The organism is Agrobacterium bohemicum, from assembly GCF_002896715.1.
Taxonomy (GTDB): Bacteria; Pseudomonadota; Alphaproteobacteria; order Rhizobiales; family Rhizobiaceae; genus Agrobacterium; species Agrobacterium bohemicum.
Genome location: NZ_PGEL01000024.1, coordinates 80,027 through 106,209, shown reverse-complemented (window position 1 = coordinate 106,209; position 26,183 = coordinate 80,027). Strand labels below are relative to the sequence as shown.

Below are 26,183 nucleotides of genomic sequence, written 5' to 3'. Positions count from 1 at the left end.
GAATTAGGTTCCAGCCTTTGCGTCCAGAAGATCGAACATTTCACTCTCGCTGGGGACAGCGGAGGCCAAGGCATTGGATCGAAACGCAACCGGAATCTCGGAAAGTACCTTGCCGCTGATGCAGATAAACTTGCAGTGATCCAATTGCCTGAAAACCGGCTGACCGACCAGCAGCTTGAAAAACAACCGAACAGCCTCGCTGGAGTAAAAAAGAACAGCATCCGCCGTTGCATCTGCAAAANGGATATCGAGTCGTGCACGGTCCCACGACACAGGCGTCATTTCGTATGCCTCAATGGTTTCGAACGGTATGTCCAAAGCGGAAAGCCGCTCTTCAAAGCCTTCATCCCTTGGCGTTCCGGCCAGGTAGAGGAGACGGCTCCATGGCGCGGGGGTGTTTTTTCTGGCACTCGCGATCAGATCAGCCAAGGCCTGGCCATCGCTTTCGCCAGCAATAATATTCTCAAAGCCAGCCTCGCGCGCTGCACGTGCCGAAGCAGACCCTACCGTAAACAGGGGCGTCTGTATGAGTGTTGATACACCGAGGTTTCCCGCTATCAGCACTCGAACAGCTTCCGCGCTGGTCACGGCAAGTGCCTGCGGCTGCTTTGCCAAAGCCAAAGCAGCCGTTTCAATGTGGTGAATGGGTTGGGTGAGTGGCAGAAGCACCGGTTCATGGCCGTGCTCCCGCAAAAGTGTTGCCGTCTTTTGCCCTGACGCTTGCGGGCGTGTGACGACGACGCGCATGGTCAGGTCCAGCCTTCGAAGAAGCCGGTTCCGGCAGCGGCCCGAACCTGTTCTCCCGCTTTTTGACCGAGCGCCGACGCTTGCGCACATTTGCCCGATATCTCGACGCTGTGTTCGGTTCGTCCATCTGGGGTCAGGATAAGGCCAGAGAAATGCAGGTCATCGCCATCGCACATCGCATAACCGGCGATTGGCGTGCGGCATGAGCCATCGAGCACCGAGAGGAAAGCGCGCTCGCAGGAAACGGCATCATGGGTGGGAGCGTGATTGATGGCTGCGAGCAGATCATCGATGCGTCTATCGCCAATACGGCTCTCGATGCCGATGGCACCTTGTGCGGGCGCTGGCAGGAAGTTTTTCGTTTCCAGCAACTCGGTTGGCACGTCTGCCATATCCAGCCGCTTGAGGCCGGCAAAGGCCAGCAATGTCGCATCGGCTAGTCCGTCTTCCAGTTTGCGCAGTCGCGTCGCCACGGCGCCGCGAAACAGAATGACATTGAGATCCGGTCGCACGCGACGGATCAGTGCCTGTCGGCGCAGCGAGGCCGAGCCGACGGTCGCGCCATGGGGAAGTTCGATCAGCCTTGGTGCGGTGCGACCAATGAAGGCGTCGCGCACGTCTTCGCGGGGCAGGAATGCGGAAAGATGCAAGCCTTCCGGCAGTTTCGTCGCCATGTCCTTGGCGGAATGCACGGCAAAATCCAGATCGCCCGACAAAAGCTTCGTTTCGAGTTCTTCGGTAAACAGGCCCTTGCCGCCAACTTCCGACAAGGCGCGATCCGCAATGCGATCACCCTTGGTAGTGATCGGTACGATCTCGAACATTTCTGGGGCAAGGCCATTGGCTCGCACGAGACGATCCCGCGTCTCATGGGCCTGCGCCAGCGCCAAGGGGCTGCCGCGTGTGCCGATTCGGAAAGGTTTTGTTTGCATCCGCTTCTATCCGTTGTTACCGGAGGTGTTCGTACCCAAGTTTCTGAAGCACCGCAATCAACGAACCCGCTGATGACCCCCTTTCTTCGTATCCTCGGCATAGAGACAAGTTGTGACGAAACCGCTGCATCCGTGGTGGTTCGGCATGCCGACGGCCGTGGAGAGATTATCTCNGACGTCGTTTTGTCGCAGCTGGAAGAACATAGTGCCTATGGCGGCGTGGTGCCGGAAATCGCCGCGCGCGCCCATGTGGAAGCGCTCGATACTTTGATTGAAGAGGCGCTGACCGGTGCAGGTGTCGCGCTTGCCGATATCGATGCTATTGCTGCAACCTCAGGTCCGGGGCTGATCGGCGGGCTTATCGTCGGTTTGATGACCGGCAAGGCGATTGCCATGGCGAGCGGCAAACCACTTTACGCCATCAACCATCTGGAAGGTCATGCGCTGACGGCGCGGTTGACCGATGGCCTGGCCTTTCCATATCTTATGCTGCTGGTGTCTGGCGGGCATACGCAACTCATCCTCGTGCGTGGCGTTGGACAATATGAGCGCTGGGGCACGACAATCGACGATGCTTTGGGCGAAGCTTTCGACAAGACCGCCAAGCTTTTGGGATTGCCCTATCCCGGCGGNCCGGCCGTGGAAAAGGCTGCGGCACATGGCAATGCGGATCGTTTCGCTCTGCCACGGCCGATGGTGGGTGAAGCGCGGCTCGATTTTTCCTTTTCCGGTTTGAAGACCGCAGTTCGCCAGGCGGCTACGGCGATTGCTCCACTCTCCGAGCAGGATATTGCCGATATCTGCGCGTCCTTTCAAAAGGCCGTATCGCGCACTCTGAAGGACCGTATAGGCAGAGGCTTGCAACGGTTTCTAGAGGAGTTTCCTTTGGTTGACGGTGGGCCGTCATTGGTTGTGGCTGGTGGCGTCGCGGCCAATCAGGAGATACGCCGAACACTTCAGGATTTATGCGACAAGCATCGTTTTCGGTTTATCGCACCGCCGCTACAGCTGTGCACGGACAATGCGGCCATGATTGCATGGGCCGGTCTGGAACGTATGGCGCTGGGCATGGAGCCGGATAGTTTCGATACGCAGCCGCGTTCTCGTTGGCCGCTTGATGCGCAAGCGCAGACGCTGATTGGCTTCGGCAAACGCGGAGCGAAGGCATGACGGAGCGTGAAAAAGTCGTCGTCATTGGTTCGGGAGCTTTCGGCACAGCCATTGCCGTGGTCGTGGCGTTGGAAAACCGCCATGATGTAACGCTGCTCGGACGGGATGCCGCATTGATGGCGGATTTGCGCGTGGACGGCGTACATGACGCTGCACTCCCTGGCATTTCTCTGCCGGATGCGCTGAACTACTCCGCCGAACCTGACGTGCTCCGAGATGCTGGTATCGTTCTCTTTGCCATGCCATCCCAGGCGCAAGCGGATGCGGCGCGAAACTACGGTCCTTATCTGGCTAACGATGCTGTTGTTGTAACTTGTGCAAAAGGCATCGACCGCTCCTCGGGCCAATTGCTGACCGACGTGCTGGAGCGCGAGTTGCCACATCATCCTGTCGGCGTCTTGTCAGGCCCCGGTTTTGCTGCCGATATTGCAAAGGGACTGCCAACCGCCATGGCTGTGGCCGCTACCGATGCCGGTGTCGCCGAGCGGCTGGCCCAGACGATTTCGGGGCGTACCTTCAGGCTTTATGCTTCAACCGATCGGACAGGTGTGCAGTTGGGCGGCGCATTGAAGAATGTGCTGGCGATTGCGGGCGGCATCGTCGAAGGGGCAGGGCTAGGTGACTCGGCAAAAGCTGCGCTTATCTCACGGGGACTGGCCGAAATGTCGCGCCTTGTGGTCGCTATGGGCGGTCAGGCAGATACGGTTCGCGGCCTTTCAGGTCTTGGCGATCTCGTTCTGACCGCAACGAGCCATCAGTCGCGTAACCTGCGCTTCGGTATTTCGCTGGGGCAGGGTGGCGATCCCGGCTCGTTCTATGGCGGCCTCGTGGAAGGCGCTTATTCTGCTTCCGTCGCATCACGCCTTGCCGCTGAACGCGGGATCGAGATGCCGGTGACGGATTCGGTTGCTGCGATCATTGACGGCAAGCTCGATGTGAAAACTGCTATTCAACAATTGATGACACGGCCCATCACGACCGAATAGGGCTCAAGAGGAGACGAAAATGCTGTTTGCCTTCATCTGCAAAGACAAGCCCGACCATCTGCATGTGCGTATGGAAACCCGCCCGGTGCACCTGGAACATCTGAACAAGCTGAACGCCGAAGGCACGTTGAAGATTGCTGGTCCGTTTTTGGACGCGAACGGCAAGCCGAATGGCAGCTTGGTGATTGTCGAGGCAACTGATATCGATGCCGCTAAGGCTCTGGCTGATGCCGATCCTTACGCCAAAGCCGGTCTGTTTGAAAGCGTCGATGTGAAGCCTTATAATTGGGTCTTCAACAATCCGGGAGCGTGAAANGCATGGCTAATTACTGGCTTTNCAAGTCCGAGCCCTCGACATGGTCCTGGGAGCAGCAGAAAGCGAAAGGCGAGGCGGGCGAAGAGTGGGGCGGCGTCCGCAATTATCAGGCGCGCAACAATATGCGCGCCATGAAGATTGGCGACAAAGGCTTTTTCTACCACTCCAATGAGGGGCTGGAAGTCGTCGGCATCGTGGAGGTCTGTGAATTGTCCCGGCCTGATTCGACGGCGGAAGGCGATGCGCGCTGGGACTGCGTGCACATCAAGGCCGTTTGCGATGTACCCTCACCTGTTACGCTCAAAGACGTGAAAGCCAATCCCAAGCTTGCGGATATGTCTCTCGTCACCTCCATGCGTCTCTCTGTGCAGCCGGTGCTGTTGGAGGAATATCTTGAGGTCTGCCGCATGGGCAAACTCGACAAGCTTCCGCGCTCGCCGGACTGAATGGATTTGAAGACCGATCCCGAGGTTTTTATCAAAAGCAATACGACCATAATGTCGCCGCCGCATGTCCCGGAAATTCGGTTGCATCTGGCAAGCGAAGCCCATGATCTATGGCTGAAGACAGAAGACGAGTTGCAGGAAATTGGTCTGCCTCCGCCGTTCTGGGCCTTCGCCTGGGCCGGCGGGCAAGGACTTGCACGTTATGTTCTCGATCATCCCGAGCAGGTTGCAGGCCGCAATGTGATGGATTTTGCCAGCGGCTCCGGGCTTGTCGCTATTGCTGCTGCCAAGGCAGGAGCCGCCAGCGTAATGGCTATCGACATTGACCCTTGGGCAGAGGTGGCAGTCTGTCTCAACGCGAAAGATAACGATGTCCACGTGCGCTTTAACGGTTCAAATGTGATCGGCAGCAATGTCGACGCGGATGTTCTGCTGGCTGGTGATGTTTTTNACGATCGCGCATTTGCCGATGCGCTCACTCCCTGGTTTTCGATGCTGAGCCGCAAAGGCGTCATCGTTCTGGTCGGCGATCCCGGGCGGGCATATTTGCCCAAGGACCGGTTAGAAGCCTGCGGCACCTACGAGGTCCCTGTCACACGGATTCTGGAAGATAGCGACGTGAAGAAGACGACTGTCTGGCGTTTCCTCTAGGCCAGTTGTCAGGGTCGAATGACGCACACGCCCGCCTCGTAAGAGCACTCTGCCCCCATAGTTGAGCTGTTGACATAAATGAGTCTAGGTCTCAAGGAATGCCCCTTCGTGGGTGGGTTGCTGTAGCCTTGCCCGTCCGCAGCGAAGTAAATTCCATTCCCCCTTGCCCGAACGCTGGAGATGCTGCCGGCATATGTTCCAAGTCCACGGATATAGGATGGCAGTCCATTGCCTCCATAAAACGAGCGCTGCTGATGCCGCTTGCCATGTTCGCCGGCATCGCTCCTATGATTTNCACCGGCATGGGCGTGTAACGCGGTAACTATAGGAAGCGAAAGGGCAACCATCGCAGCAATGATTCGGACCAATAACATGACCTAAAACCTCCGGATTTTATTCAGTTCGCAAATGCCCAAAGCCTCGTAAAAATTTACGTAGACGTAAGTTTTTNGCATCCGTACGGATTGGAAACGCTGGACATTTGATTTTCGATCCGGGTTTCCAATACGAATCTTCGTCACACAATCGATTAAATTCGATTCGACTGTCAATTGTGCTTGTGGTGATGCCTTCGTATGATTAAAGGTCGCGGTTGGTGCAATGCACATTCTCTCATCATGTGCTGTTGCTTTGGGCGCGCTCGAACGGTCGAAGCGCACTGGAAAACGCCGCGAGGTTCTGATGGCGAATGTGACAAATAACCGGCCTCTGTCGCCACATCTTCAAGTTTACAAGCTGATCCCGACGATGCTTGCGTCGATCGTGCACCGCATAACCGGTGCCGCGCTGTATTTCGGTACGCTTCTGGTCGTGTGGTGGCTGGTCGCCGCCGCATCCGGCGGCGCTTACTATGAATGGGTGCAGTGGGCGATGGGCAGCATCATCGGCAAGCTGATCCTGATCGGCTACACCTGGGCGCTGATGTATCACATGCTGAGTGGCCTTCGTCACTTCATGTGGGATCTGGGTTATGGTTTCGAAAAGCACTTCACCACCAAGCTGGTAAAAATATCGCTGGTCGTGTCCATCTGTCTGACCGCGCTGATCTGGGTCATCGCCTACATCGTGCGCTAAGGAGATCGTTTCATGGATATGCGTACCCCTCTGAACAAGGTCCGCGGTCTTGGCTCCGCCAAGGATGGCACCGAGCATTTCTGGCGCCAGCGCGTCACGGCCGTCGCCAACGTTCCGCTGCTGTTGTTCTTCGTCGTTTTCCTGGTCATGTATGGCGGCGCACCGCATGCGGAAGTCGTTTCGGCTCTTGCCAATCCGCTGGTCGCGGTGGTCATGGCGCTGGTGGTCATTTCGGGCGTCATTCACATGAAGCTTGGCATGCAGGTCATCATCGAAGACTATATTCACGCCGAATATCTGAAGCTCGCTCTGGTGATGCTCAACACGTTCTTCGCGATCATCGTTGGCGGCCTCTGTCTGTTCGCCATTCTGAAAATCGCATTCGCAGGATAATCCGTCATGGCATCGATCAGTTCACCTTCCACCAATGGCAAGGCATATACCTATGTCGATCACTCCTATGACGTGATCGTCGTGGGTGCTGGTGGCGCGGGTCTTCGCGCCACGCTCGGCATGGCCGAGCAGGGTTTCAAGACCGCTTGCATCACCAAGGTTTTCCCGACGCGTTCGCACACCGTTGCGGCACAGGGCGGTATTGCCGCCTCGCTCAACAACATGACGCCGGATAGCTGGCAGTGGCACCTTTACGACACCGTCAAGGGTTCCGACTGGCTGGGCGACGTGGACGCCATGCAGTATCTCGCCATGGAAGCGCCAAAGGCGGTCTATGAGCTTGAGCATTACGGCGTGCCGTTCTCGCGTAACGCCGAGGGCAAGATTTATCAGCGCCCATTCGGCGGCCACATGCAGAATTACGGCGAAGGTCCACCGGTACAGCGCACCTGCGCTGCTGCCGACCGTACCGGCCACGCCATTCTGCACACGCTTTACGGCCAGTCGCTGCGCCACAATGCCGAATTCTTCATCGAGTATTTCGCGCTCGACCTCATCATGTCCGATGATGGCAGCCGTTGCACGGGCGTCGTTGCCTGGAACCTCGATGACGGCACTATCCATCGCTTCACCGCCAAGATGGTGGTTCTGGCGACGGGTGGTTACGGCCGCGCTTACTTCTCCGCAACATCTGCGCACACCTGCACGGGCGATGGCGGCGGCATGGTTGCCCGCGCCGGTCTTCCGCTTCAGGATATGGAATTCGTTCAGTTCCACCCGACCGGTATTTATGGTGCAGGTTGCTTGATTACAGAAGGCGCACGCGGTGAGGGCGGTTATCTTGTCAACTCCGAAGGCGAGCGCTTCATGGAGCGCTACGCGCCATCCGCCAAGGATCTCGCCTCGCGTGACGTCGTTTCGCGCTGCATGACCATGGAAATCCGCGAAGGCCGCGGCGTTGGCAAGAACAAGGACCACATCTTCCTGCATCTGGATCACCTCGATCCGGCTATCCTGCATGAGCGTCTGCCGGGCATTTCCGAAAGCGCCAAGATTTTCGCAGGCGTGGACGTGACGCGCGAGCCGATCCCGGTTCTACCGACTGTTCACTATAATATGGGCGGCATTCCGACCAACTATTGGGGCGAAGTGCTGAACGCAGATGGCGAAAACCCGGAACGTATATTGCCCGGCCTTATGGCTGTTGGTGAAGCCGGTTGTGCGTCTGTTCACGGTGCAAACCGTCTCGGCTCCAACTCGCTGATCGACCTTGTGGTGTTTGGCCGCGCTGCTGCCATTCGCGCCTCCGAAGTCATCGATCGCGCCAGTGCTATTCCGGCCCTCAATGTCGCAGCCTGTGACAAGATCATGGATCGCTTCGACCGTCTGCGCAACGCCAATGGCAGCACGCCGACTGCCGTTTTGCGTGACAAGATGCAGCGCGCCATGCAGGACGATGCCGCCGTGTTCCGCACACAGGAATCGCTGGAAAGCGGTTGCAAGCGTATTTCAGCCATCTGGCAAGAACTGCCGGATATCAAGGTCACCGACCGTTCCATGGTCTGGAATTCGGATCTCGTGGAAACGCTGGAACTCGAAAACCTCATGGCCAACGCCATCGCCACGGTTTATGGCGCGGAAGCCCGCAAGGAAAGCCGTGGCAGCCATGCGCGTGAAGACTTCGTCGATGGCCCATTTGGCGGTCGCGACGACATCAACTGGCGCAAGCACACGCTGGCCTGGGTCAACCCGCAGGGTGACGTGAAGCTCGACTATCGCCCGGTTCACACCGACCTGATTGCCGACGGCATCGATCTCCAGAAGATCGCGCCAAAAGCTCGCGTCTATTGATTTGAGAGGAACTGGACATGGTTGAACTTACACTTCCCAAGAACTCTCAGATGACCGAAGGCAAGGTCTGGCCAAAGCCTGCCGGTGCCAAGAATGTGCGCGAATATCGCGTCTATCGCTGGAACCCGGATGATGGCCAGAACCCGCATATCGATACCTATTACATCGATATCGATGATTGTGGCCCGATGGTTCTGGATGCGCTTCTCTACATCAAGAACAACATCGACCCGACGTTGACGTTGCGCCGTTCCTGTCGTGAGGGCATTTGCGGTTCCTGCGCGATGAACATCGATGGCACGAACACGCTTGCCTGCACCAAGGGCATGGACGAGATCAAGGGAACGGTGAAGGTCTATCCGCTGCCGCATATGCCGGTGGTCAAGGATCTTGTGCCGGATCTGTCGAATTTCTATGCGCAGCACCGCTCTATTGAGCCTTGGCTGAAGACTGTTTCGCCGACGCCTGCGAAGGAATGGAAGCAGAGCCATGACGACCGCCAGAAGCTGGATGGTCTCTATGAGTGCATTCTGTGCGCCTGCTGCTCCGCCTCCTGTCCGAGCTACTGGTGGAATGGCGACCGCTATCTCGGTCCCGCCGTTCTGCTACAGGCTTACCGCTGGCTGATCGACAGCCGCGATGAGGCAACCGGCGAGCGTCTCGACAACCTCGAAGACCCGTTCCGCCTTTATCGCTGCCACACGATCATGAACTGCGCGCAGGCTTGCCCGAAGGGTCTCAACCCTGCCAAGGCGATTGCCGAGATCAAGAAGATGATGGTAGAGCGTCGCGTCTGAACGGGCGTATAATCGAAGTTAGTAAACAGGCTGCGACTCCCCGTCGTGGCCTGTTTGACAATAACGGGGCTGGAAATTTCTATAAAAATCGACTGAAATTGCAATTATCGCGGTAGCGGCTTGCGTTAGCTAATGCTTTGGTAATAATTCAGCCGTTTTGTGTAGACATGGTCTTGCCGAAGCAGAAAATCGGGAGCTTAAGATGCAGTTTAGATATGTGGCGACGGGTCTCGCGGTCGTTATGAGCCTTGCCGGTTGCCAACGTACCTCCTACGATTACAACAACAATAGTGGCCCAAGCGGTAATCCCGGTTACACCCCGCCGCTCCAGGCCCAGCCGGTTCCGCAGGTTCAGTCCGGTGCATTGCCGCCTCCTGGCGGTTCTACGCAGTTTCCTACCGCACCTGCCAACGCAGCTCCCGGTGGCGCAAACGTTGCGTCCGCAGCACCTGCCGCAGCCATGGATGTTACCAAGGAAGCCATGGTCGGCAACTGGCGCGTGTCCAATGGCGGCGCAAGCTGCGATATGTTCCTGACGCTCACCAATCTAGGCAGCGGTTCGCGCGGCGGCACCCGCGGTTGCGCTGGCGAACTGTCGTCCATGGGTTCATGGGAAGTATCCAACAAAATGGTGCTGTTCAAGAACCGTGCGGGCGACACAATCGGTCGCGTCTACAAAACTGGTGATACCCGTTACGATGGCACGACGAACAGCGGTCAGCCGCTTGGCCTCAGCCGATAATCTGCATCACGCGGGTGGCGCTCGCGCTGCCTGCGTATGAGGCCCGTTCATGAAGCCATTGCCGGACTACAATCACAGCGTCGTTGAACAACTCAACGTATTGACGGCGTCTGGCGAGCTGAAGGCCGATCCCGCTCAGCTTGAGGTGGCTGCTCAACTGGACCGCATCCTCACTGATCTTAAAATCCGCAAACCCGCCAAGAAGAAAAGCGCGCTGGGCTGGATGTTCGCAAAAAANGCGGGCCTCGCACATTCAGCGAAGGGGCTGTATGTCCACGGTAGCGTCGGACGCGGCAAAACCATGCTGATGGACATGTTCTATCAGCTTGCGCCGATCGAAAAGAAACGCCGTTGCCATTTCCATGAGTTCATGGCTGATGTTCACAACCGCGTTCATGCCCATCGCCAGAAGCTGAAAAACGGCGAAACCAAGCAGGCGGATCCTATTCCGCCGGTTGCCGCGCAGTTGCTGGCCGAGGCGGAACTGCTGTGTTTCGATGAGTTCACCGTGACAGATATTGCTGACGCGATGATTCTCGCGCGTCTTTTCACCGAGCTTTTCGCCCACGGCTGTACGCTGGTCACGACATCCAATGTGGTGCCGGACAATCTCTACAAGGACGGGCTGAATCGCAGCCTTTTTCTTCCCTTCGTGGATATGTTGAAGGCACATGTTCAGGTCGTATCGCTGGATAGCCCGACCGACTACCGCATGGAAAAGATCAAAAGCCTGCCTGTCTACGTGACCCNGCTAGGTGACGCGTCCGATAGGGCCATGGATGTCGCGTGGAAAGAACTGACGGCGGGTAGTGCCGCGGAGCCGACCGAAATCACCATGAAGGGCCGGATCATTCCGGTGCCGAGAGCCGTTGGACGCGCAGCACGGTTTNCATTTTCCGAGCTTTGTGAGAAGCCACTCGGTGCCTCCGACTTCCTCGCTATCGCAGACAGGTTTGACACTGTTTTCATCGACCATATTCCACTCCTCAACGCAGATAAACGCAATGAGACGAAGCGGTTCATCATCCTGATCGATGCGTTTTACGATCATACCGTACGCGTGTTCGCGTCGGCTGCGGCCATGCCAGAAGATTTGCTGGTGACGCGAAAAGGGACGGAAGGCTTCGAATTCGATCGAACAGCCTCTCGCCTGTTTGAGATGCGAAGCGCCGATTATCTGGCATTGCACAACGAAAAACGTCCAGCGACATGACGGTTCTGTAACAAAAATTCTTACGTTTACGTAAGAATTTTATGATCTAAACGATTGAAAANTCTGGATCATAAAGAAACGGTTGCCATTTCTGGCTAATGAAGCTAAGTCGGGTGCGACAATTTAGGCCGCCACACGCTCGCGGTGAAATTGAATTGAAGCTCAAGAGGAAGCATTCGATGGCTCGCAAAAAGATTGCACTTATTGGTTCTGGCATGATTGGTGGCACATTGGCCCATCTCGCCAGCCTGAAGGAATTGGGCGACATCGTCCTCTTCGATATTGCTGACGGTATCCCGCAGGGCAAGGGTCTGGATATTGCCCAGTCCGGCCCGGTTGAAGGCTTCAATGCAAANCTGACCGGTGCTAGCGACTACGCAGCCATCGAAGGCGCGGACGTCTGCATCGTCACAGCCGGTGTTGCCCGCAAGCCAGGCATGAGTCGCGATGATCTTCTCGGCATCAACCTCAAGGTCATGGAGCAGGTCGGCGCCGGCATTAAGAAATATGCTCCGAACGCTTTCGTGATCTGCATCACCAACCCGCTCGACGCGATGGTCTGGGCCCTTCAGAAGTTCTCCGGCCTGCCGAAGAACAAGGTCGTCGGCATGGCCGGCGTTCTCGACAGCGCGCGCTTCCGCCTGTTCCTGTCTGAAGAATTCAATGTGTCCGTGCAGGACGTGACGGCATTCGTTCTCGGCGGTCACGGCGACACAATGGTGCCGCTCGCCCGTTACTCGACAGTTGGTGGCATTCCGCTGACGGACCTCGTCAAGATGGGCTGGCTGACTGCCGAGCGTCTGGAAGAGATCGTTCAGCGCACGCGTGATGGCGGTGCGGAAATCGTTGGTCTGCTCAAGACCGGTTCTGCCTATTATGCGCCTGCCGCTTCGGCAATCGAAATGGCCGAGTCCTACCTCAAGGACAAGAAGCGTGTTCTGCCTGCCGCTGCCTACCTCTCGGGTCAGTACGGCGTCAACGACATGTATGTCGGCGTACCAACGATCATCGGTGCAGGCGGTATCGAGCGCATCATCGAAATCGAACTCAACAAGGACGAGGAAGCCGCCTTCCAGAAGTCCGTCGGCGCGGTTGCTGGTCTTTGCGAAGCCTGCATCAACATTGCTCCGTCGCTGACGTAATTGCCGCACAGGCTACAAACAGGGATTAATCCATGAATATTCATGAGTATCAGGCCAAAGCTCTTCTGAAGGGCTATGGTGCGCCGGTGGCCGAAGGGGTTGCTATCCTCAAGGTCGAGGAAGCCGAAGCGGCTGCAAAGCAGCTTCCCGGTCCGCTTTACGTGGTCAAGAGCCAGATCCATGCTGGTGGACGCGGTAAGGGCAAGTTCAAGGAACTCGGCCCCGATGCAAAGGGCGGCGTTCGTCTTGCCAAGTCCATCGAGGAAGTCGTTTCCCACGCCAAGGACATGCTCGGCAACACTCTGGTAACGGCGCAGACGGGCGATGCTGGCAAGCAGGTCAACCGTCTCTACATCGAAGACGGCGCGGACATCGACCGCGAACTTTACTGCTCGCTGCTGGTCGATCGCTCTGTTGGTCAGGTCGCATTCGTGGTTTCCACGGAAGGCGGCATGGACATCGAGGCTGTTGCTCACGACACGCCAGAGAAAATCCACACGATTGCGATTGAGCCTGAAGCCGGCGTAACGGCTGACAACATTGCTGCGATCTCCAAGGCTCTGGAGCTTTCGAGCGCAGCCGCTGAAGATGCCAAGGCGCTTTTCCCTGCGCTCTATAAAGCCTTTGTCGAAAAGGACATGGCTCTTCTTGAAGTCAACCCGCTCATCGTCATGACGGACGGCCACCTGCGCGTTCTCGACGCGAAGATGTCTTTCGACGGCAACGCGATTTTCCGTCACGACGACGTGAAGCTGCTGCGCGACGAAACCGAAGAAGACGCCAAGGAAATCGAAGCCTCCAAGTGGGACCTCGCCTATGTGGCTCTCGATGGCAACATCGGCTGCATGGTCAATGGTGCCGGTCTTGCCATGGCAACGATGGACATCATCAAGCTGTACGGCAAAGAGCCTGCAAACTTCTGTGACGTCGGCGGTGGCGCTGGCAAAGAGAAGGTTGCGGCTGCGTTCAAGATCATCACGGCTGACCCGAAGGTCGAGGGCATCCTCGTCAACATCTTCGGCGGCATCATGAAGTGCGACGTCATTGCCGAGGGCGTTATCGCTGCGGTGAAGGAAGTCGGCTTGAAGGTTCCACTCGTCGTGCGCCTCGAAGGCACCAATGTCGAGTTGGGCAAGAAACTCCTGAACGAATCAGGTCTTGCGATTACCGCTGCTGACGACCTGGACGATGCGGCCAAGAAGATCGTCGCGGCGATCAACGGCTAATTGAGGGACTGGAAATAATGTCTATTCTTGTAAACAAAGACACCAAGATCCTCGTTCAGGGTCTGACCGGAAAAACCGGCACGTTCCACACCGAACAGGCGCTTGCTTATTACGGCACGCAGATGGTCGGCGGTATTCACCCCAAGAAGGGTGGCGAAACCTGGACCGGTTCCAAGGGCGAAAGCCTGCCGATCTATGCCACTGTTGCTGAAGCCAAGGAAAAGACCGGCGCTGATGCATCGGTGATCTACGTTCCGCCAGCAGGCGCTGCCGATGCGATCATCGAAGCTATCGAAGCGGAAATTCCGTTCATCACCTGCATCACCGAAGGCATACCTGTCATGGACATGGTTCGGGTCAAGGCTCGCCTTGATCGTTCCAACTCACGTCTGCTTGGCCCTAACTGCCCAGGCATCATGACGCCGGAAGAGTGCAAGATCGGCATTATGCCGGGTTCGATCTTCCGCAAGGGTTCGGTCGGTATTGTGTCGCGCTCCGGCACACTTACATATGAAGCTGTGTTCCAGACATCGAACGAAGGCCTCGGTCAGACAACGGCTGTCGGTATCGGTGGTGACCCGGTCAAGGGCACCGAGTTCATCGACATCCTGGAAATGTTCCTCGCCGACGAAGCGACACAATCGATCATCATGATCGGTGAAATCGGTGGTGCCGCTGAAGAAGATGCGGCGCAGTTCCTGATCGACGAAGCCAAGAAAGGCCGTAAGAAGCCGATGGCTGGTTTCATTGCTGGTCGTACCGCTCCGAAGGGCCGCACCATGGGTCACGCCGGTGCTGTCGTTTCTGGCGGTAAGGGCGATGCGGAATCCAAGATTTCGGCCATGGAAGCGGCTGGCATCAAGGTGTCGCCTTCCCCGGCACGCCTCGGCAAGACACTGGTCGAAGTCCTCAAGGGCTGAGACTTGCATGATTAAGGGCAGCGGGCAGGCATTGGAAGCAATAGCCTGCCCGTAGCCAAGACAGAACGACGGCCGCTTAGCGGCAAAGACTAAAGCGGCAGACCGAACGGTCATCAACGGGATTGAGGAGGCGGGCGCAGACGTCCGCGAAGATACCATGGCAAGGCAAGAAGCTAACGAGCAGTTTCAGATCACGTCGTTTCTCGACGGCGCGAATGCAGCGTATATCGAGCAGCTCTACGCCCGGTACGAAGACGATCCGTCTTGCGTTTCTCCAGAGTGGCAAAGCTTTTTCAAGGGCCTAGCCGAAAATCCTGATGATGTGAAAAAGGCCGCCAAGGGCGCGTCCTGGAAGCGTTCCAATTGGCCGATTTCTGCCAATGGCGATCTGATTTCGGCGCTGGACGGCAACTGGGCAACGGTTGAGAAAGCACTTGAGAAAAAGGTTCAGGCCAAGGCCGAAGCCAAGAGCGCGGAAACCGGCAAGCCCGTTAGCGAAGCTGAAGTCCTTCAGGCGAGCCGCGACAGCGTGCGTGCCATCATGATGATCCGTGCCTACCGCATGCGTGGCCATCTTCATGCAAAGCTGGACCCGCTCGGCATCGCCAGCGCCGTCGAGGATTACGATGAATTGTCGCCGAAGTCTTACGGCTTCGAAGAGAGCGACTACGACCGCAAGATTTTCATCGATAACGTTCTCGGTCTCGAATACGCGACCGTCCGCGAAATGATCGAAATCCTCGAGCGAACCTATTGCTCGACCCTGGGTGTCGAGTTCATGCACATGTCCAACCCGGACGAAAAGGCATGGATTCAGTCGCGCATCGAGGGTCCGGATAAGGGTTTCGACTTCACGCCCGAGGGCAAGAAAGCAATTCTCTCCAAGCTGGTCGAAGGCGAAGGCTACGAACAGTTTCTCGATGTCCGTTTCAAGGGCACCAAGCGCTTCGGCCTGGATGGCAGCGAATCGCTCATCCCAGCTCTGGAGCAGATCATCAAGCGTGGTGGTCAGGAAGGTCTCGAAGAAGTCGTTCTGGGTATGGCGCACCGTGGTCGCCTCAACGTTTTGACCAACGTGATGGGCAAGCCGCACCGCGCCGTGTTCCACGAGTTCAAGGGTGGTTCGTTCAAGCCTGACGACGTCGAGGGTTCGGGCGACGTGAAGTATCACCTCGGTGCTTCTTCTGACCGCGAATTCGATGGCAACAAGGTTCACCTGTCGCTGACAGCCAATCCGTCGCATCTGGAAATCGTCAACCCTGTCGTCATGGGCAAGGCCCGCGCCAAGCAGGATCAGTTGGCGAAGGTCTGGGAAGGCGACACCATTCCGCTCTCCGAACGTGCCAAGGTTCTGCCGTTGCTGCTGCACGGAGACGCTGCTTTTGCTGGCCAGGGTGTGGTTGCCGAAATTCTCGGCCTTTCCGGCCTTCGCGGTCACCGCGTTGCCGGTACCATGCACTTCATCATCAACAACCAGATCGGCTTCACCACGAATCCGGGTTTCTCGCGTTCGTCGCCTTATCCATCCGATGTTGCCAAGATGATCGAAGCGCCCATCTTCCATGTCAATGGTGACGATCCGGAAGCTGTGGTTTATGCGGCCAAGGTCGCAACCGAATACCGCATGAAGTTCCACAAGCCTGTTGTGGTCGACATGTTCTGCTACCGTCGCTTTGGCCATAACGAAGGCGATGAGCCGTCCTTCACACAGCCGAAGATGTACAAGGTTATCCGTGCGCATAAGACGGTTGCCAACATCTATGCCGAGCGTTTGATTGCCGAAGGCCTGATCACCGAAGGCGAATTCGAGAAGATGAAGGCCGATTGGCGTGCGCATCTGGAGCAGGAATTCGAAGCAGGGCAGTCTTACAAGCCGAACAAGGCCGATTGGCTGGATGGTCAGTGGTCTGGCCTTCGTGCCGCCGACAATGCCGATGAGCAGCGTCGCGGCAAGACCGGCGCTCCGATGAAGCAGCTCAAGGAAATCGGTCGCAAGCTGTCTACCATTCCTGAAGGCTTCAAGGCGCATAAGACCATTCAGCGCTTCATGGAAANTCGCGCCAACATGATCGAGAGCGGCGAAGGTCTGGATTGGGCGATGGCGGAAGCCATGGCATTCGGTTCGCTCGTTGTTGACGGTCACAAGATCCGCCTGTCCGGCCAGGATTGCGAACGCGGTACGTTCTCGCAGCGTCACTCGGTTCTCTACGATCAGGAGAGCGAAGAGCGTTACATACCGCTGGCAAACCTTGCGCCAACGCAGGCCCGCTACGAAGTCATCAACTCGATGCTGTCTGAAGAAGCCGTGCTCGGTTTCGAATACGGCTACTCGCTGGCTCGCCCGAATGCTCTGACCCTCTGGGAAGCCCAGTTCGGTGACTTCGCCAATGGTGCACAGGTCGTATTCGACCAGTTCATCTCGTCTGGCGAACGCAAGTGGCTTCGCATGTCCGGTCTCGTCTGCCTTCTACCACATGGCTATGAAGGTCAGGGTCCTGAGCACTCGTCTGCCCGTCTGGAACGCTGGTTGCAGATGTGCGCCGAAGACAACATGCAGGTCGCAAACGTCACGACGCCTTCAAACTATTTCCACGTTCTGCGCCGTCAGGTGAAGCGCGATTTCCGCAAGCCGTTGATCCTGATGACGCCGAAGTCTCTGCTGCGCCACAAGCGTGCAACGTCTTCTCTGACGGAACTCGCCGGTGAATCATCGTTCCACCGTCTCTTGTGGGATGATGCGGAGGTCATCAAGGACGGTCCGATCAAGCTTCAGAAGGATTCGAAGATTCGTCGCGTCGTTCTGTGCACCGGCAAGGTCTATTACGATCTTCTCGAAGAGCGCGAAAAGCGTGGTATCGACGACATCTATCTGCTGCGCATCGAACAACTCTATCCGTTCCCGGCCAAGGCGCTCATCAATGAGCTGTCCCGCTTCCGCAACGCAGAGATGGTGTGGTGCCAAGAAGAGCCGAAGAACATGGGTGCGTGGTCGTTCATCGACCCTTATCTGGAATGGGTTCTGGCGCATATCGATGCCAAGTACCAGAAGGTCCGGTACACGGGCCGTCCGGCTGCTGCATCGCCTGCAACAGGTCTGATGTCCAAACACCTCGCGCAGCTCGCGGCATTCCTGGAAGACGCGTTGGGAGAGTGAAAGCTCTCCTACACGCACCCTCGCACAATCGCTATTTGATGAAACGGAACTAGATCATGGCCACTGAAATCCGCGTACCAACCNTCGGCGAATCCGTCAGCGAAGCAACTGTGGGAACATGGTTCAAAAAGGTTGGCGATACCGTCAAGGCTGATGAGCCGTTGGTTGAACTGGAAACCGACAAAGTAACGGTTGAAGTGCCGTCCCCTGTTTCAGGCGTGCTGACCGAAATCGTTGCGCAAAATGGCGAAACGGTTGGTCTTGATGCGCTGCTTGGCCAGATCGCAGAAGGTGCAGCGGGCACTGCCTCTTCCGCACCGGCTGCAACGCCCGCAAAAGCCCCTGAGCCCGCCGCCGCTGCCGCAGCACCTGCTTCAGTTTCTGCCGCTCCTGCGCCTAGCGCCATGCCGCCTGCACCGGCTGCTGGCAAATTGCTGTCTGAAAATAACCTTTCGGCTGATCAGGTCGATGGTTCCGGCAAGCGTGGACAAGTTTTGAAGGGCGATGTTCTGGCAGCTGTTGCCAAGGGCGTTTCCGCCGCTCCGGCGGCCACGGCTGCACCTGCCGCAGCACGTCCGGTTTCTGCCGAAGGCGACGCCGTTCGCGAAGAGCGCGTGAAGATGACGCGCCTGCGCCAGACCATCGCGCGCCGCCTCAAAGATGCACAGAACACAGCTGCCATGCTGACCACTTACAATGAAGTGGACATGAAGGCCGTCATGGACCTGCGCACCAAGTACAAGGACGTGTTCGAGAAGAAGCATGGCGTCAAGCTTGGCTTCATGGGCTTCTTCACCAAGGCTATCACCCATGCCCTGAAGGAACTGCCTGCTGTCAACGCCGAGATCGACGGCACCGACATCATCTACAAGAACTATTGTCACGTCGGCATGGCTGTGGGCACCGACAAGGGTCTCGTCGTTCCTGTTATCCGTGATGCCGACCAGATGTCGATTGCCGAGGTTGAAAAGGAACTGGCACGTCTTGCAAAGTCTGCCCGTGATGGTTCGCTGTCCATGGCCGACATGCAGGGCGGTACCTTCACCATCACCAATGGTGGCGTCTACGGCTCGCTGATGTCTTCGCCGATCCTCAATGCGCCTCAGTCGGGTATTCTGGGCATGCACAAGATCCAGGAGCGTCCGGTTGCCATCGGCGGTCAGGTCGTCATCCGTCCGATGATGTACCTCGCGCTCTCCTATGACCACCGCATCGTTGACGGCAAGGAAGCCGTGACATTCCTGGTTCGCGTCAAGGAAAGCCTGGAAGATCCTGAGCGTCTGGTTCTCGATCTCTGATCGAACTTGCTTTTTNCGTCAGCGGGGTTTCAACTGAAATCCCGCTGAAATTGTCTCAGGAGTTTGCTCGTGCAACCCACTTTCCTCGCTGCATCGCCGTTTCTTCCCCTGATCGGGGTGAGCGTCATCATTCTTATGGTGCATATCGCGCTGCAAGCTCTGACAGCGACGAAGGAACTGGGCAGTGACTGGAATGCTGGTCCGCGCGACGACAATAAGCAGGTAAAAGGCCAGCTTGCCGGCCGGGCAGAGCGCGCAGCGTCAAACTTTCTAGAAACATATCCAGCCTTTATCGCGCTGGCCTTCGGCGTCATCATGGCGGGTGACCCGATTGGCCTTGCCCTCACCGGTGCCTGGATATGGATCGTCTGCCGCATCGTCTATATCCCGCTTNATCTGACGGGAATCCCCTATGTCCGTTCACTGGTATGGATCGGTTCGATGATAGGGCTGTTGCTTATGCTCTTTGTGTTGCTGTTCTAAAGGTTTAGGCTCATGCATCAATATGTGATCGAACTGGCCTCACTGATGGCGATCTTCTTCTTCGCTATCGTTTCGCCGGGCGCAGATCTCGCAATGGTCATGCGCCAGGCTATGGTGCATGGCCGCCGTCAGGCCATAATCACAAGTTTCGGTGTTGGAACGTCGTTGATGTTCCACGTGACCTATACGATCCTTGGCCTAGGCTTGATCATCTCGCAGTCTGTCTACCTCTTCAACATCGTCAAATGGCTTGGCGTCGCTTATCTGATCTATATCGGCCTCAAGTCGTTGCGTGCTGGCAAANCCGATATGACGGTGCTGGACGCACCAGACGTCGCACCGCGCGCCAGCGAGCAATCGGCGCTCAAGGCATTTACACTCGGTTTTGCGGCTAATGCGCTGAACCCTAAACCGGTGTTTTTCTTTCTTTCGATCTTTTCGACGGTGGTTAGCGTACACACGCCCATCCCCATCAAGTTCGGATACGGAATGGTGATGGCAAGCTGCCTGATCGTCTGGTTTGTTGGCGTAAGCATATTCATGACGACACCGCGCATGCGCGCAGCCTTCGGGCGCGCCAGCCAGTGGATCGACCGCACCAGCGGCGTGGTTTTCATCGCGCTTGGAATTAAACTTGCAACGGAAAAAGCGGCCTGAGATCAGGTCAATTCGGACAGGGCGGGCTGCAGTCCCGTCAGTAGTTAATCAGGAACAAGAACATGGCTTATGATGTAGTTGTTATCGGCACCGGTCCCGGTGGTTACGTTTGCGCGGTCAAGGCGGCTCAGCTTGGTTTGAAAGTTGCCGTTATCGAAAAGCGCGCGACCTATGGCGGTACGTGCCTCAATGTCGGCTGCATTCCGTCCAAGGCCCTGCTGCACGCATCTGAAGTCTTTGCGCATGTCGCCCACGGCGTCGACAGCCTTGGCATTGAGGTTGCTGCGCCAACGCTCAACCTTGAAANGATGATGGGCCATAAGGACGGCGTGGTGAAGGCCAATGTCGATGGCGTCGCCTTCCTGTTCAAGAAGAACAAGATCGACACCTTCCAGGGTCTCGGAAAGGTTGTTTCCGCCGGCAAGGTTTCGGTGACCAATGATGCGGGCGAAGTTCAGGAAATCGAAGCCAAGAACATAGTGATTGCAACCGGTTCTGATATTGCGGGCATTCCGGGCGTGCAGGTCGACATCGATGAACAGGTCATCGTGTCCTCCACAGGCGGCATTGCGCTGACCAAGGTTCCGGAAANGATGATTGTTGTCGGTGGCGGTGTCATCGGCCTCGAGCTCGGCTCGGTCTGGTCGCGTCTGGGCGCGAAGGTCACGGTCGTTGAATATCTCGACAACATTCTCGCTGGCATGGACGGTGAGTTGTCCAAGCAGGCCCAGCGTCTGTTTGCCAAGCAGGGCATTGATTTCAAGCTTGGTGCGAAGGTAACCGCCGTCGAGAAGTCTGGCGATGGCGCCAAGGTGGTGTTCGAGCCGGTCAAGGGTGGTGCGGCTGAAACGCTGGACGCCAATGTCGTTCTGATCTCTACAGGTCGCAAGCCTTACACCGAAGGTCTGGGCCTGGCAGAAGCAGGCGTCGTTCTGGACAGCCGTGGCCGCGTCGAAATCGATGGTCACTACAAGACCAATGTGGAAGGCATCTACGCCATTGGCGACGTGGTCAAGGGTCCGATGCTGGCGCACAAGGCCGAAGACGAAGGCGTCGCACTGGCGGAAATTCTCGCAGGTCAGCACGGCCATGTGAATTATGACGTTATTCCAGGCGTCGTCTACACACAGCCGGAAGTCGCCTCTGTCGGCAAGACTGAAGAGGAATTGAAGGCAGCAGGAATTGCCTACAAGGTCGGCAAGTTCCCCTTCACCGCCAACGGTCGCGCGCGCGCCATGCAGGTTACCGACGGGTTCGTGAAAATCCTTGCGGACAAGGAAACGGATCGCGTTCTCGGCGGTCATATCCTCGGCTTCGGCGCCGGTGAGTTGATCCAGGAAATTTCCGTGCTGATGGAATTCGGCGGTTCGTCTGAAGATCTCGGTCGCACATGCCATGCGCACCCGACCATGTCGGAAGCCGTGAAAGAAGCGGCACTCGCCACCTTCTTCAAGCCGATCCACATGTAAGATTTCAAGTCAACGAAAAGGCCGCAGTCTTCCCAGACTGCGGCCTTCTTTATGTGCGCTTTCTGTACGCCGCATTATGTTCTGATAGCGTGGAGATATTGAAAGTGCCTGTCATACTGCAACAGAACGTCCTGGATAAGTTCTTCTTTGGTGAAGCCCATGACGTCGTAATCCTGTCCGCCATCTGACAGCAACACCTCTGCCCGATAGTAGTACTCTGCCGTTTTGCGACTGGATTGCCTTTCAAAGAAACTGTAGCCCGGCGTCTCATAGCGGCGCATTCTTATGCCATAGATGAACTCCTCGGCTTCGCCAGGGGTGACGACCAGCTTTACCCTGTCGTCCCTAATATCCATCTGCGAGGCCAGAGACTTCTTATCCAACTCCAGAGCAACGGCTTCCAAGGCAGGCGTCGCAGTTTCCCTGAAGAAGCGCTCCGTTTCGGCTTTTCCGGGATGATTCAGAATGCCCTGTAACTGTCGCTGCCAACTCGCCGATTGACGAGGTCTGAGACTTTGCACCAGCGCATTCTGGCGCGCCCCCTCCCGCTTCAAGCCTTTCCAAAGGCCCCAACACATCAACAGCATGACGAAAGTGAAGGGCAGTGCACCTGCAATCGAGGCAGTCTGAAGTGCGTCCAATCCACCCGTCGAAAGTAGAATGGCACCGATGATCCCTGAGACGATTGCCCAGAAANCCCGGCGCGCNGTTGGACCATCCTCGCGTCCACCCGATGTCAGCGTATCGATGACGAGCGCTGACGAGTCAGCCCCGGTGACAAAGAAAAATACGATAAGCGCCATGGCGAACCAGGACACATAGACACCTAGCGGGAACTGCTCGAGGAAAACGAAGAGAGCGAGCGTGACGTCGTTTGCCACTGCATCCGAAACCGCAGTCGTAGCTCCGGTCAGGTGCATGGAAATCGCGGTGTCACCAAACACGGTCATCCATGCAAAGCTGAAGCCTGTTGGAACCAGCAATACGCCAGCGATGAATTCGCGNATGGTGCGACCACGCGAAATGCGCGCGATGAACATGCCGACGAACGGAGACCATGCGATCCACCAACCCCAATAGAACAACGTCCAATCGCCCAACCACTCGGCTGGTCCCTGATTTGGCGCGTATGCATACATGTAGAAGGTGCGCAAAACGAACTGGTCGAGATAGGCACCGAGATTTNGCACGAATGCTCGAAGCAAAAACGTCGTCGGTCCCACCACGAATACGAACAGCATCAGCGCAACTGCCATCAGCATGTTCAAGTTAGACAGGAACTTGATGCCCTTATCGAGACCCGTGGCAACAGATATCGTCGCCATTCCGGTAATGACGACGATCAACGGCAGTTGTATCCAGAAACTGATCGGCCAGCCAAGGACATGGTTGAAGCCCGCATTGACCTGAAGCACGCCGAGGCCAAGAGATGTCGCGACACCAAAGAGCGTGCCGATGACCGCGAAAATATCCACGGCGTTACCGATCGGACCATAGATTCGGTCGCCGATGAGGGGGTAGAGCGCGGATCGCATCGTCAGCGGCAAGCCGTGGCGGAACGAGAAGTAGGCAAGCGACAAGCCGATAACGGCATAGACCGCCCAGGCATGCAGTCCCCAGTGGAAGTAGCTGATTTCCATAGCCGTGCGCGCTGCCTCGATCGTTGCCGCGTCACCCACGGGAGGTGCTATGAAATGCTTGACCGGTTCCGCCACACCAAAAAAGACGAGGCCGATGCCCATGCCAGCTGCAAACAGCATGGAGAACCACGCGCCGTAGCTATAATCCGGCTCCGAATGGTTCGGTCCGAGCTTGATCTTGCCGTGGCTGGAGAAGCCCAGATAGAGCATGAACATCAGAAAANTAGCAACGGATAGCAGATAGACCCAGCCGAGTTCGGCGACGATCCAGGACTGAACGGAACTGAAAANCGCAGCCGAGCCTTCGGGAACGACAACCCCGGCCACGACAAACACCAGCGTCAGTGCCACGGACCATATGAATACGGGTTTGTTGACGCCCTCCGTCAGGCCCACGCGTTTGCGGACCTCGGGCGTTTGCGGTTCGGTCATGGAAATCCCCTCTCCAGATACAAGTCGTAAACGGCGCTAGACAGCGCTGTGCTTGACGGAGGGAATGGTTTGCGCGCCAGATGGTTGCATGACGCGGGGCGGTTTTTNGTTTAGAATATTCTAAATTTACAGTGGGTTAGGAGGCGAAGTTCGCCTTATTGAACCGCTGTGATGGTAAAACCCTTAGCGCGCAAAAGTTCTATGACGCCAACGTCGCCCGGCAGATGCAGCGCACCGACGGCCATGAAGAGGTTGCCCTGTTCCAGATGCGGCGTGGCGCCATCCGCCATGACATGGTTGCGATCATCGATGATGCGCTGTTCGAAGGCTGCGTATCCATCCTGTGTCTGGCTGTCATCCTTGGCATCGATGTTTTNCATCATGGGCATGATGGTGCCGATATCGCCTGCGAGATAGAGATCGATCATCGTTGCCATGACATCGTCCATGCGGTCGCCCATCTGCAGCATCTCGATAAGGGACTGAATGTGGAAGGACATGGGCAGTTCGGAAATGGCGGTCAGTTGCTCCAGCAGCGTTTCAAGGCCTACCAGTTGTTTGCCGTCCCGCACGGCATCATTGGCCAGTTGCATATCCAGAAAGCTCGCGCCTTTTGCCTTGCGGGCAAATTCGCAAGCCGGAAGTGCGACGAAGCTCGACAAAATCCAGGGCTTCATTTTCACCACGGCGTTCAGGGGGATACCGCGTTCTTTCAGACCACTTTCCAGCTTTGCGACATCGTCTTTCGAGAGCATATCGGTGATGGATTTGCCATCGAGAAACATCGTCAGCTCCGGTTTNGAAAGCAAAGATGTCGCTGCTTGCTTTTCGCTGGTGATTTCGTCGGATTCGACGATCACGGTCGAGGCCTTCGCAAATGCTTCCTTTGCGCCGTTGGGCATTGCCAATACGCGAGGATCGGAAATATGCATGGTGCCGAGAAGCCAGGATGGCTCAACGCCTGCCTTTTCTATTTTCCAGAAAGCGCCTTTGCCGTTTGGTATTTTTTNGGCATCCGCAAGGATGGCGTCATAGCGCGCCGGATCGCTTTTTNGCATGTCGATCAGAAGATCTTTNCCTGCGCAGNTGATCGATTGCTCTGCTGCATTGGCCTGGCTCAACGACAACAGGGTCAAAGCCAGAACGGCAAGCGCCGTGACATGCAGTGAAGCAAGCAGCCACAACAGCGTGTCACCCAAACGGCCCATCAGCAGCGATGTCAGGCTCTGCGGCCTGGAAAGAACGGTCATCGAATCACCCCGGTTTTCTGCCGTCGTTTATAGCGGCGGGGGTTGCATGGAGGGTTAATAGCTATAGTTAACAGACTGTTGGTGGTTGTTTCATTTTAAGCGTGGATCGAAACACCGTCACTCTTTCGGCCTTTTCGCTATGCCCGCGGATGGGCATTGTCGTAGATTTCGAGCAGTCTGGCCGTGTCGACACCGGTGTAAATCTGTGTGGTGGACAGGCTGGCATGGCCCAGCAATTCCTGGATCGTGCGAAGATCGCCACCACCCGCCAAANGGTGGGTGGCGAAGGAATGGCGAAGCGCATGTGGCGTGGCATTTTCGGGCAGACCGAATGCGCCTCGCAATTTCTGCATTTCGCGCTGGATGATGGCAGGCTGAAGTTTAGCACCACGCGCACCGACAAAAAGCGGTTCGTCCGTTGGCAGGTGATAGGGACAGAGTTTGCGATAGGCATCGACGGCTTCCAGCACGACAGCAAGCAGAGGAACAATGCGCATCTTGTTGCCTTTGCCGGTCACTCGCAGGCTACGTGTTCCGCTTGTCAAATCGGCCGGTGTGAGGCTTAGAGCCTCGGAGATGCGCAGACCACAGCCGTAGAGCAGGGCCAGCACGGCGGCATTGCGCGCGGCAATCCAGGGCTCTTCGGAAAGCTGCGCTTCCGTTGTGGTTATTGTCAGCGCCTGTCGGTCAGTGAGCGGCTTGGGCAGTGATTTTGGTTGTTTGGGCGAGCGCATGGCCGTAGCACCGGCAGCATTCACCAGCCCTTTCTTTTCCAAATATCGCAGGAAAGATCGAAGACCGGCGAGATGGCGTCCCAATGAACGGGCACCGGCACCCTCCTTCCGGCGCGATGCCAGAAAGGCACGCAGATCGACGGCACGCAGATTGCTGACATCGCTGATGCGCGTTGGATGCCCGAGATATCCCGTCATGAACATCAGAAACTGGCGGGTATCGCGTTCATAGGCTTCGACCGTGTTATCCGACAGCCGACGCTCGCCCTCCAGTGCGCGAAGCCATGACTGGCGTTCGCTCAGAAGGTCTGGATCGGCAAAGGTCAGGATTTCATCCACGTCGCGTCGTCCTTATATCTGGATGGACACTAGAGAACTGCCGTCAGTATTTGGTTAAAATGCGGGTGACAGGGCGCGACGTGTTCCGCTAAAGGTTCCCTTTTCGTTTGGCAAAGGGCAT

24 protein-coding genes are annotated in these 26,183 nt (G+C 56.8%); 19 read left to right on the top strand and 5 right to left on the bottom strand.

From position 1 onward, the window contains the following. Window positions 1–3 precede the first annotated feature (3 nt). Window positions 4–747 (bottom strand): uroporphyrinogen-III synthase, encoded by a 744-nt coding sequence (locus CUC55_RS10950; protein ID WP_157940946.1) that lies wholly within the window; start codon window positions 745–747, stop codon window positions 4–6. 2 nt (window positions 748–749) lie between these two features. Next, a complete protein-coding gene (hemC, locus tag CUC55_RS10945; protein WP_067645806.1) occupies window positions 750–1,679 on the bottom strand; it encodes a hydroxymethylbilane synthase in 930 nt (309 codons plus the stop codon). Between the two features lie 72 nt (window positions 1,680–1,751). Here hemC and tsaD point away from each other — a divergent pair, with 72 nt between their 5' ends. The 19 genes from tsaD to lpdA all read left to right on the top strand — a co-directional run bounded on the left by tsaD (window position 1,752) and on the right by lpdA (window position 21,667). Further along, window positions 1,752–2,849, top strand: coding sequence for a tRNA (adenosine(37)-N6)-threonylcarbamoyltransferase complex transferase subunit TsaD (gene tsaD, locus CUC55_RS10940; protein ID WP_067646213.1), 1,098 nt, complete (start codon window positions 1,752–1,754; stop codon window positions 2,847–2,849). Beyond that, window positions 2,846–3,835 carry an NAD(P)H-dependent glycerol-3-phosphate dehydrogenase gene (locus CUC55_RS10935; protein ID WP_067645804.1) on the top strand — a complete coding sequence of 330 codons (990 nt, stop codon included), beginning with the start codon at window positions 2,846–2,848 and terminating at the stop codon, window positions 3,833–3,835. Before tsaD ends, CUC55_RS10935 begins: the two co-directional genes overlap by 4 nt. A gap of 19 nt (window positions 3,836–3,854) precedes the next feature. Next, window positions 3,855–4,148, top strand: coding sequence for a YciI-like protein (locus CUC55_RS10930; protein ID WP_067645802.1), 294 nt, complete (start codon window positions 3,855–3,857; stop codon window positions 4,146–4,148). Between the two features lie 5 nt (window positions 4,149–4,153). Further along, on the top strand, window positions 4,154–4,597 hold the full coding sequence (locus CUC55_RS10925) for an EVE domain-containing protein (protein WP_103087850.1): 444 nt from the start codon (window positions 4,154–4,156) through the stop codon (window positions 4,595–4,597). A gap of 6 nt (window positions 4,598–4,603) precedes the next feature. Beyond that, window positions 4,604–5,248: a class I SAM-dependent methyltransferase gene (locus CUC55_RS10920; protein WP_103087991.1), complete on the top strand. Its 645-nt coding sequence runs from the start codon at window positions 4,604–4,606 to the stop codon at window positions 5,246–5,248. Between the two features lie 681 nt (window positions 5,249–5,929). Continuing rightward, window positions 5,930–6,322: a succinate dehydrogenase, cytochrome b556 subunit gene (gene sdhC / locus CUC55_RS10915; protein ID WP_067645796.1), complete on the top strand. Its 393-nt coding sequence runs from the start codon at window positions 5,930–5,932 to the stop codon at window positions 6,320–6,322. A 12-nt stretch (window positions 6,323–6,334) separates the two neighbouring features. After that, window positions 6,335–6,715 (top strand): succinate dehydrogenase, hydrophobic membrane anchor protein, encoded by a 381-nt coding sequence (gene sdhD / locus CUC55_RS10910; protein ID WP_067645794.1) that lies wholly within the window; start codon window positions 6,335–6,337, stop codon window positions 6,713–6,715. 6 nt (window positions 6,716–6,721) lie between these two features. Next, window positions 6,722–8,566 (top strand): succinate dehydrogenase flavoprotein subunit, encoded by a 1,845-nt coding sequence (sdhA, locus tag CUC55_RS10905; RefSeq protein ID WP_067645792.1) that lies wholly within the window; start codon window positions 6,722–6,724, stop codon window positions 8,564–8,566. 17 nt (window positions 8,567–8,583) lie between these two features. Then, a complete protein-coding gene (locus tag CUC55_RS10900) occupies window positions 8,584–9,363 on the top strand; it encodes a succinate dehydrogenase iron-sulfur subunit (protein ID WP_067645790.1) in 780 nt (259 codons plus the stop codon). Between the two features lie 202 nt (window positions 9,364–9,565). Continuing rightward, window positions 9,566–10,105, top strand: coding sequence for a protease inhibitor Inh/omp19 family protein (locus CUC55_RS10895; RefSeq protein WP_067645788.1), 540 nt, complete (start codon window positions 9,566–9,568; stop codon window positions 10,103–10,105). Window positions 10,106–10,154: 49 nt separating this feature from the next. Continuing rightward, the gene (gene zapE, locus CUC55_RS10890) at window positions 10,155–11,318 is read left to right on the top strand and encodes a cell division protein ZapE (RefSeq protein WP_103087849.1); all 1,164 of its coding nucleotides are present in this window, start codon (window positions 10,155–10,157) and stop codon (window positions 11,316–11,318) included. A 179-nt stretch (window positions 11,319–11,497) separates the two neighbouring features. Then, window positions 11,498–12,460, top strand: a complete 963-nt coding sequence (gene mdh, locus CUC55_RS10885; protein WP_103087848.1) for a malate dehydrogenase — start codon at window positions 11,498–11,500, stop codon at window positions 12,458–12,460. Between the two features lie 32 nt (window positions 12,461–12,492). Continuing rightward, complete coding sequence (sucC, locus tag CUC55_RS10880) at window positions 12,493–13,686, top strand: ADP-forming succinate--CoA ligase subunit beta (RefSeq protein ID WP_067645782.1); 1,194 nt, start codon at window positions 12,493–12,495, stop codon at window positions 13,684–13,686. Window positions 13,687–13,703: 17 nt separating this feature from the next. Beyond that, window positions 13,704–14,606: a succinate--CoA ligase subunit alpha gene (gene sucD / locus CUC55_RS10875; protein ID WP_067645780.1), complete on the top strand. Its 903-nt coding sequence runs from the start codon at window positions 13,704–13,706 to the stop codon at window positions 14,604–14,606. A 157-nt stretch (window positions 14,607–14,763) separates the two neighbouring features. Then, entirely contained in the window at window positions 14,764–17,760 is a 2,997-nt protein-coding gene (locus tag CUC55_RS10870) for a 2-oxoglutarate dehydrogenase E1 component (protein WP_103087847.1), read from the top strand. Between the two features lie 56 nt (window positions 17,761–17,816). Continuing rightward, window positions 17,817–19,058 (top strand): 2-oxoglutarate dehydrogenase complex dihydrolipoyllysine-residue succinyltransferase, encoded by a 1,242-nt coding sequence (odhB, locus tag CUC55_RS10865; protein ID WP_103087846.1) that lies wholly within the window; start codon window positions 17,817–17,819, stop codon window positions 19,056–19,058. A gap of 69 nt (window positions 19,059–19,127) precedes the next feature. After that, window positions 19,128–19,541 carry an MAPEG family protein gene (locus CUC55_RS10860; protein WP_103087990.1) on the top strand — a complete coding sequence of 138 codons (414 nt, stop codon included), beginning with the start codon at window positions 19,128–19,130 and terminating at the stop codon, window positions 19,539–19,541. Between the two features lie 12 nt (window positions 19,542–19,553). Then, the gene (locus CUC55_RS10855) at window positions 19,554–20,198 is read left to right on the top strand and encodes a LysE family translocator (protein WP_170063864.1); all 645 of its coding nucleotides are present in this window, start codon (window positions 19,554–19,556) and stop codon (window positions 20,196–20,198) included. 62 nt (window positions 20,199–20,260) lie between these two features. Beyond that, window positions 20,261–21,667, top strand: a complete 1,407-nt coding sequence (gene lpdA, locus CUC55_RS10850; RefSeq protein ID WP_103087845.1) for a dihydrolipoyl dehydrogenase — start codon at window positions 20,261–20,263, stop codon at window positions 21,665–21,667. Between the two features lie 74 nt (window positions 21,668–21,741). Here the strand turns inward: lpdA and CUC55_RS10845 are convergent, their stop codons facing one another. The 3 genes from CUC55_RS10845 to CUC55_RS10835 form a co-directional block, all read right to left on the bottom strand. Then, window positions 21,742–23,739 carry a BCCT family transporter gene (locus tag CUC55_RS10845; RefSeq protein WP_103087844.1) on the bottom strand — a complete coding sequence of 666 codons (1,998 nt, stop codon included), beginning with the start codon at window positions 23,737–23,739 and terminating at the stop codon, window positions 21,742–21,744. A gap of 155 nt (window positions 23,740–23,894) precedes the next feature. After that, window positions 23,895–24,989 (bottom strand): TraB/GumN family protein, encoded by a 1,095-nt coding sequence (locus tag CUC55_RS10840; RefSeq protein ID WP_103087843.1) that lies wholly within the window; start codon window positions 24,987–24,989, stop codon window positions 23,895–23,897. Between the two features lie 137 nt (window positions 24,990–25,126). Beyond that, window positions 25,127–26,062 carry a tyrosine recombinase XerC gene (locus tag CUC55_RS10835; protein WP_103087842.1) on the bottom strand — a complete coding sequence of 312 codons (936 nt, stop codon included), beginning with the start codon at window positions 26,060–26,062 and terminating at the stop codon, window positions 25,127–25,129. Window positions 26,063–26,183 lie beyond the last annotated feature (121 nt).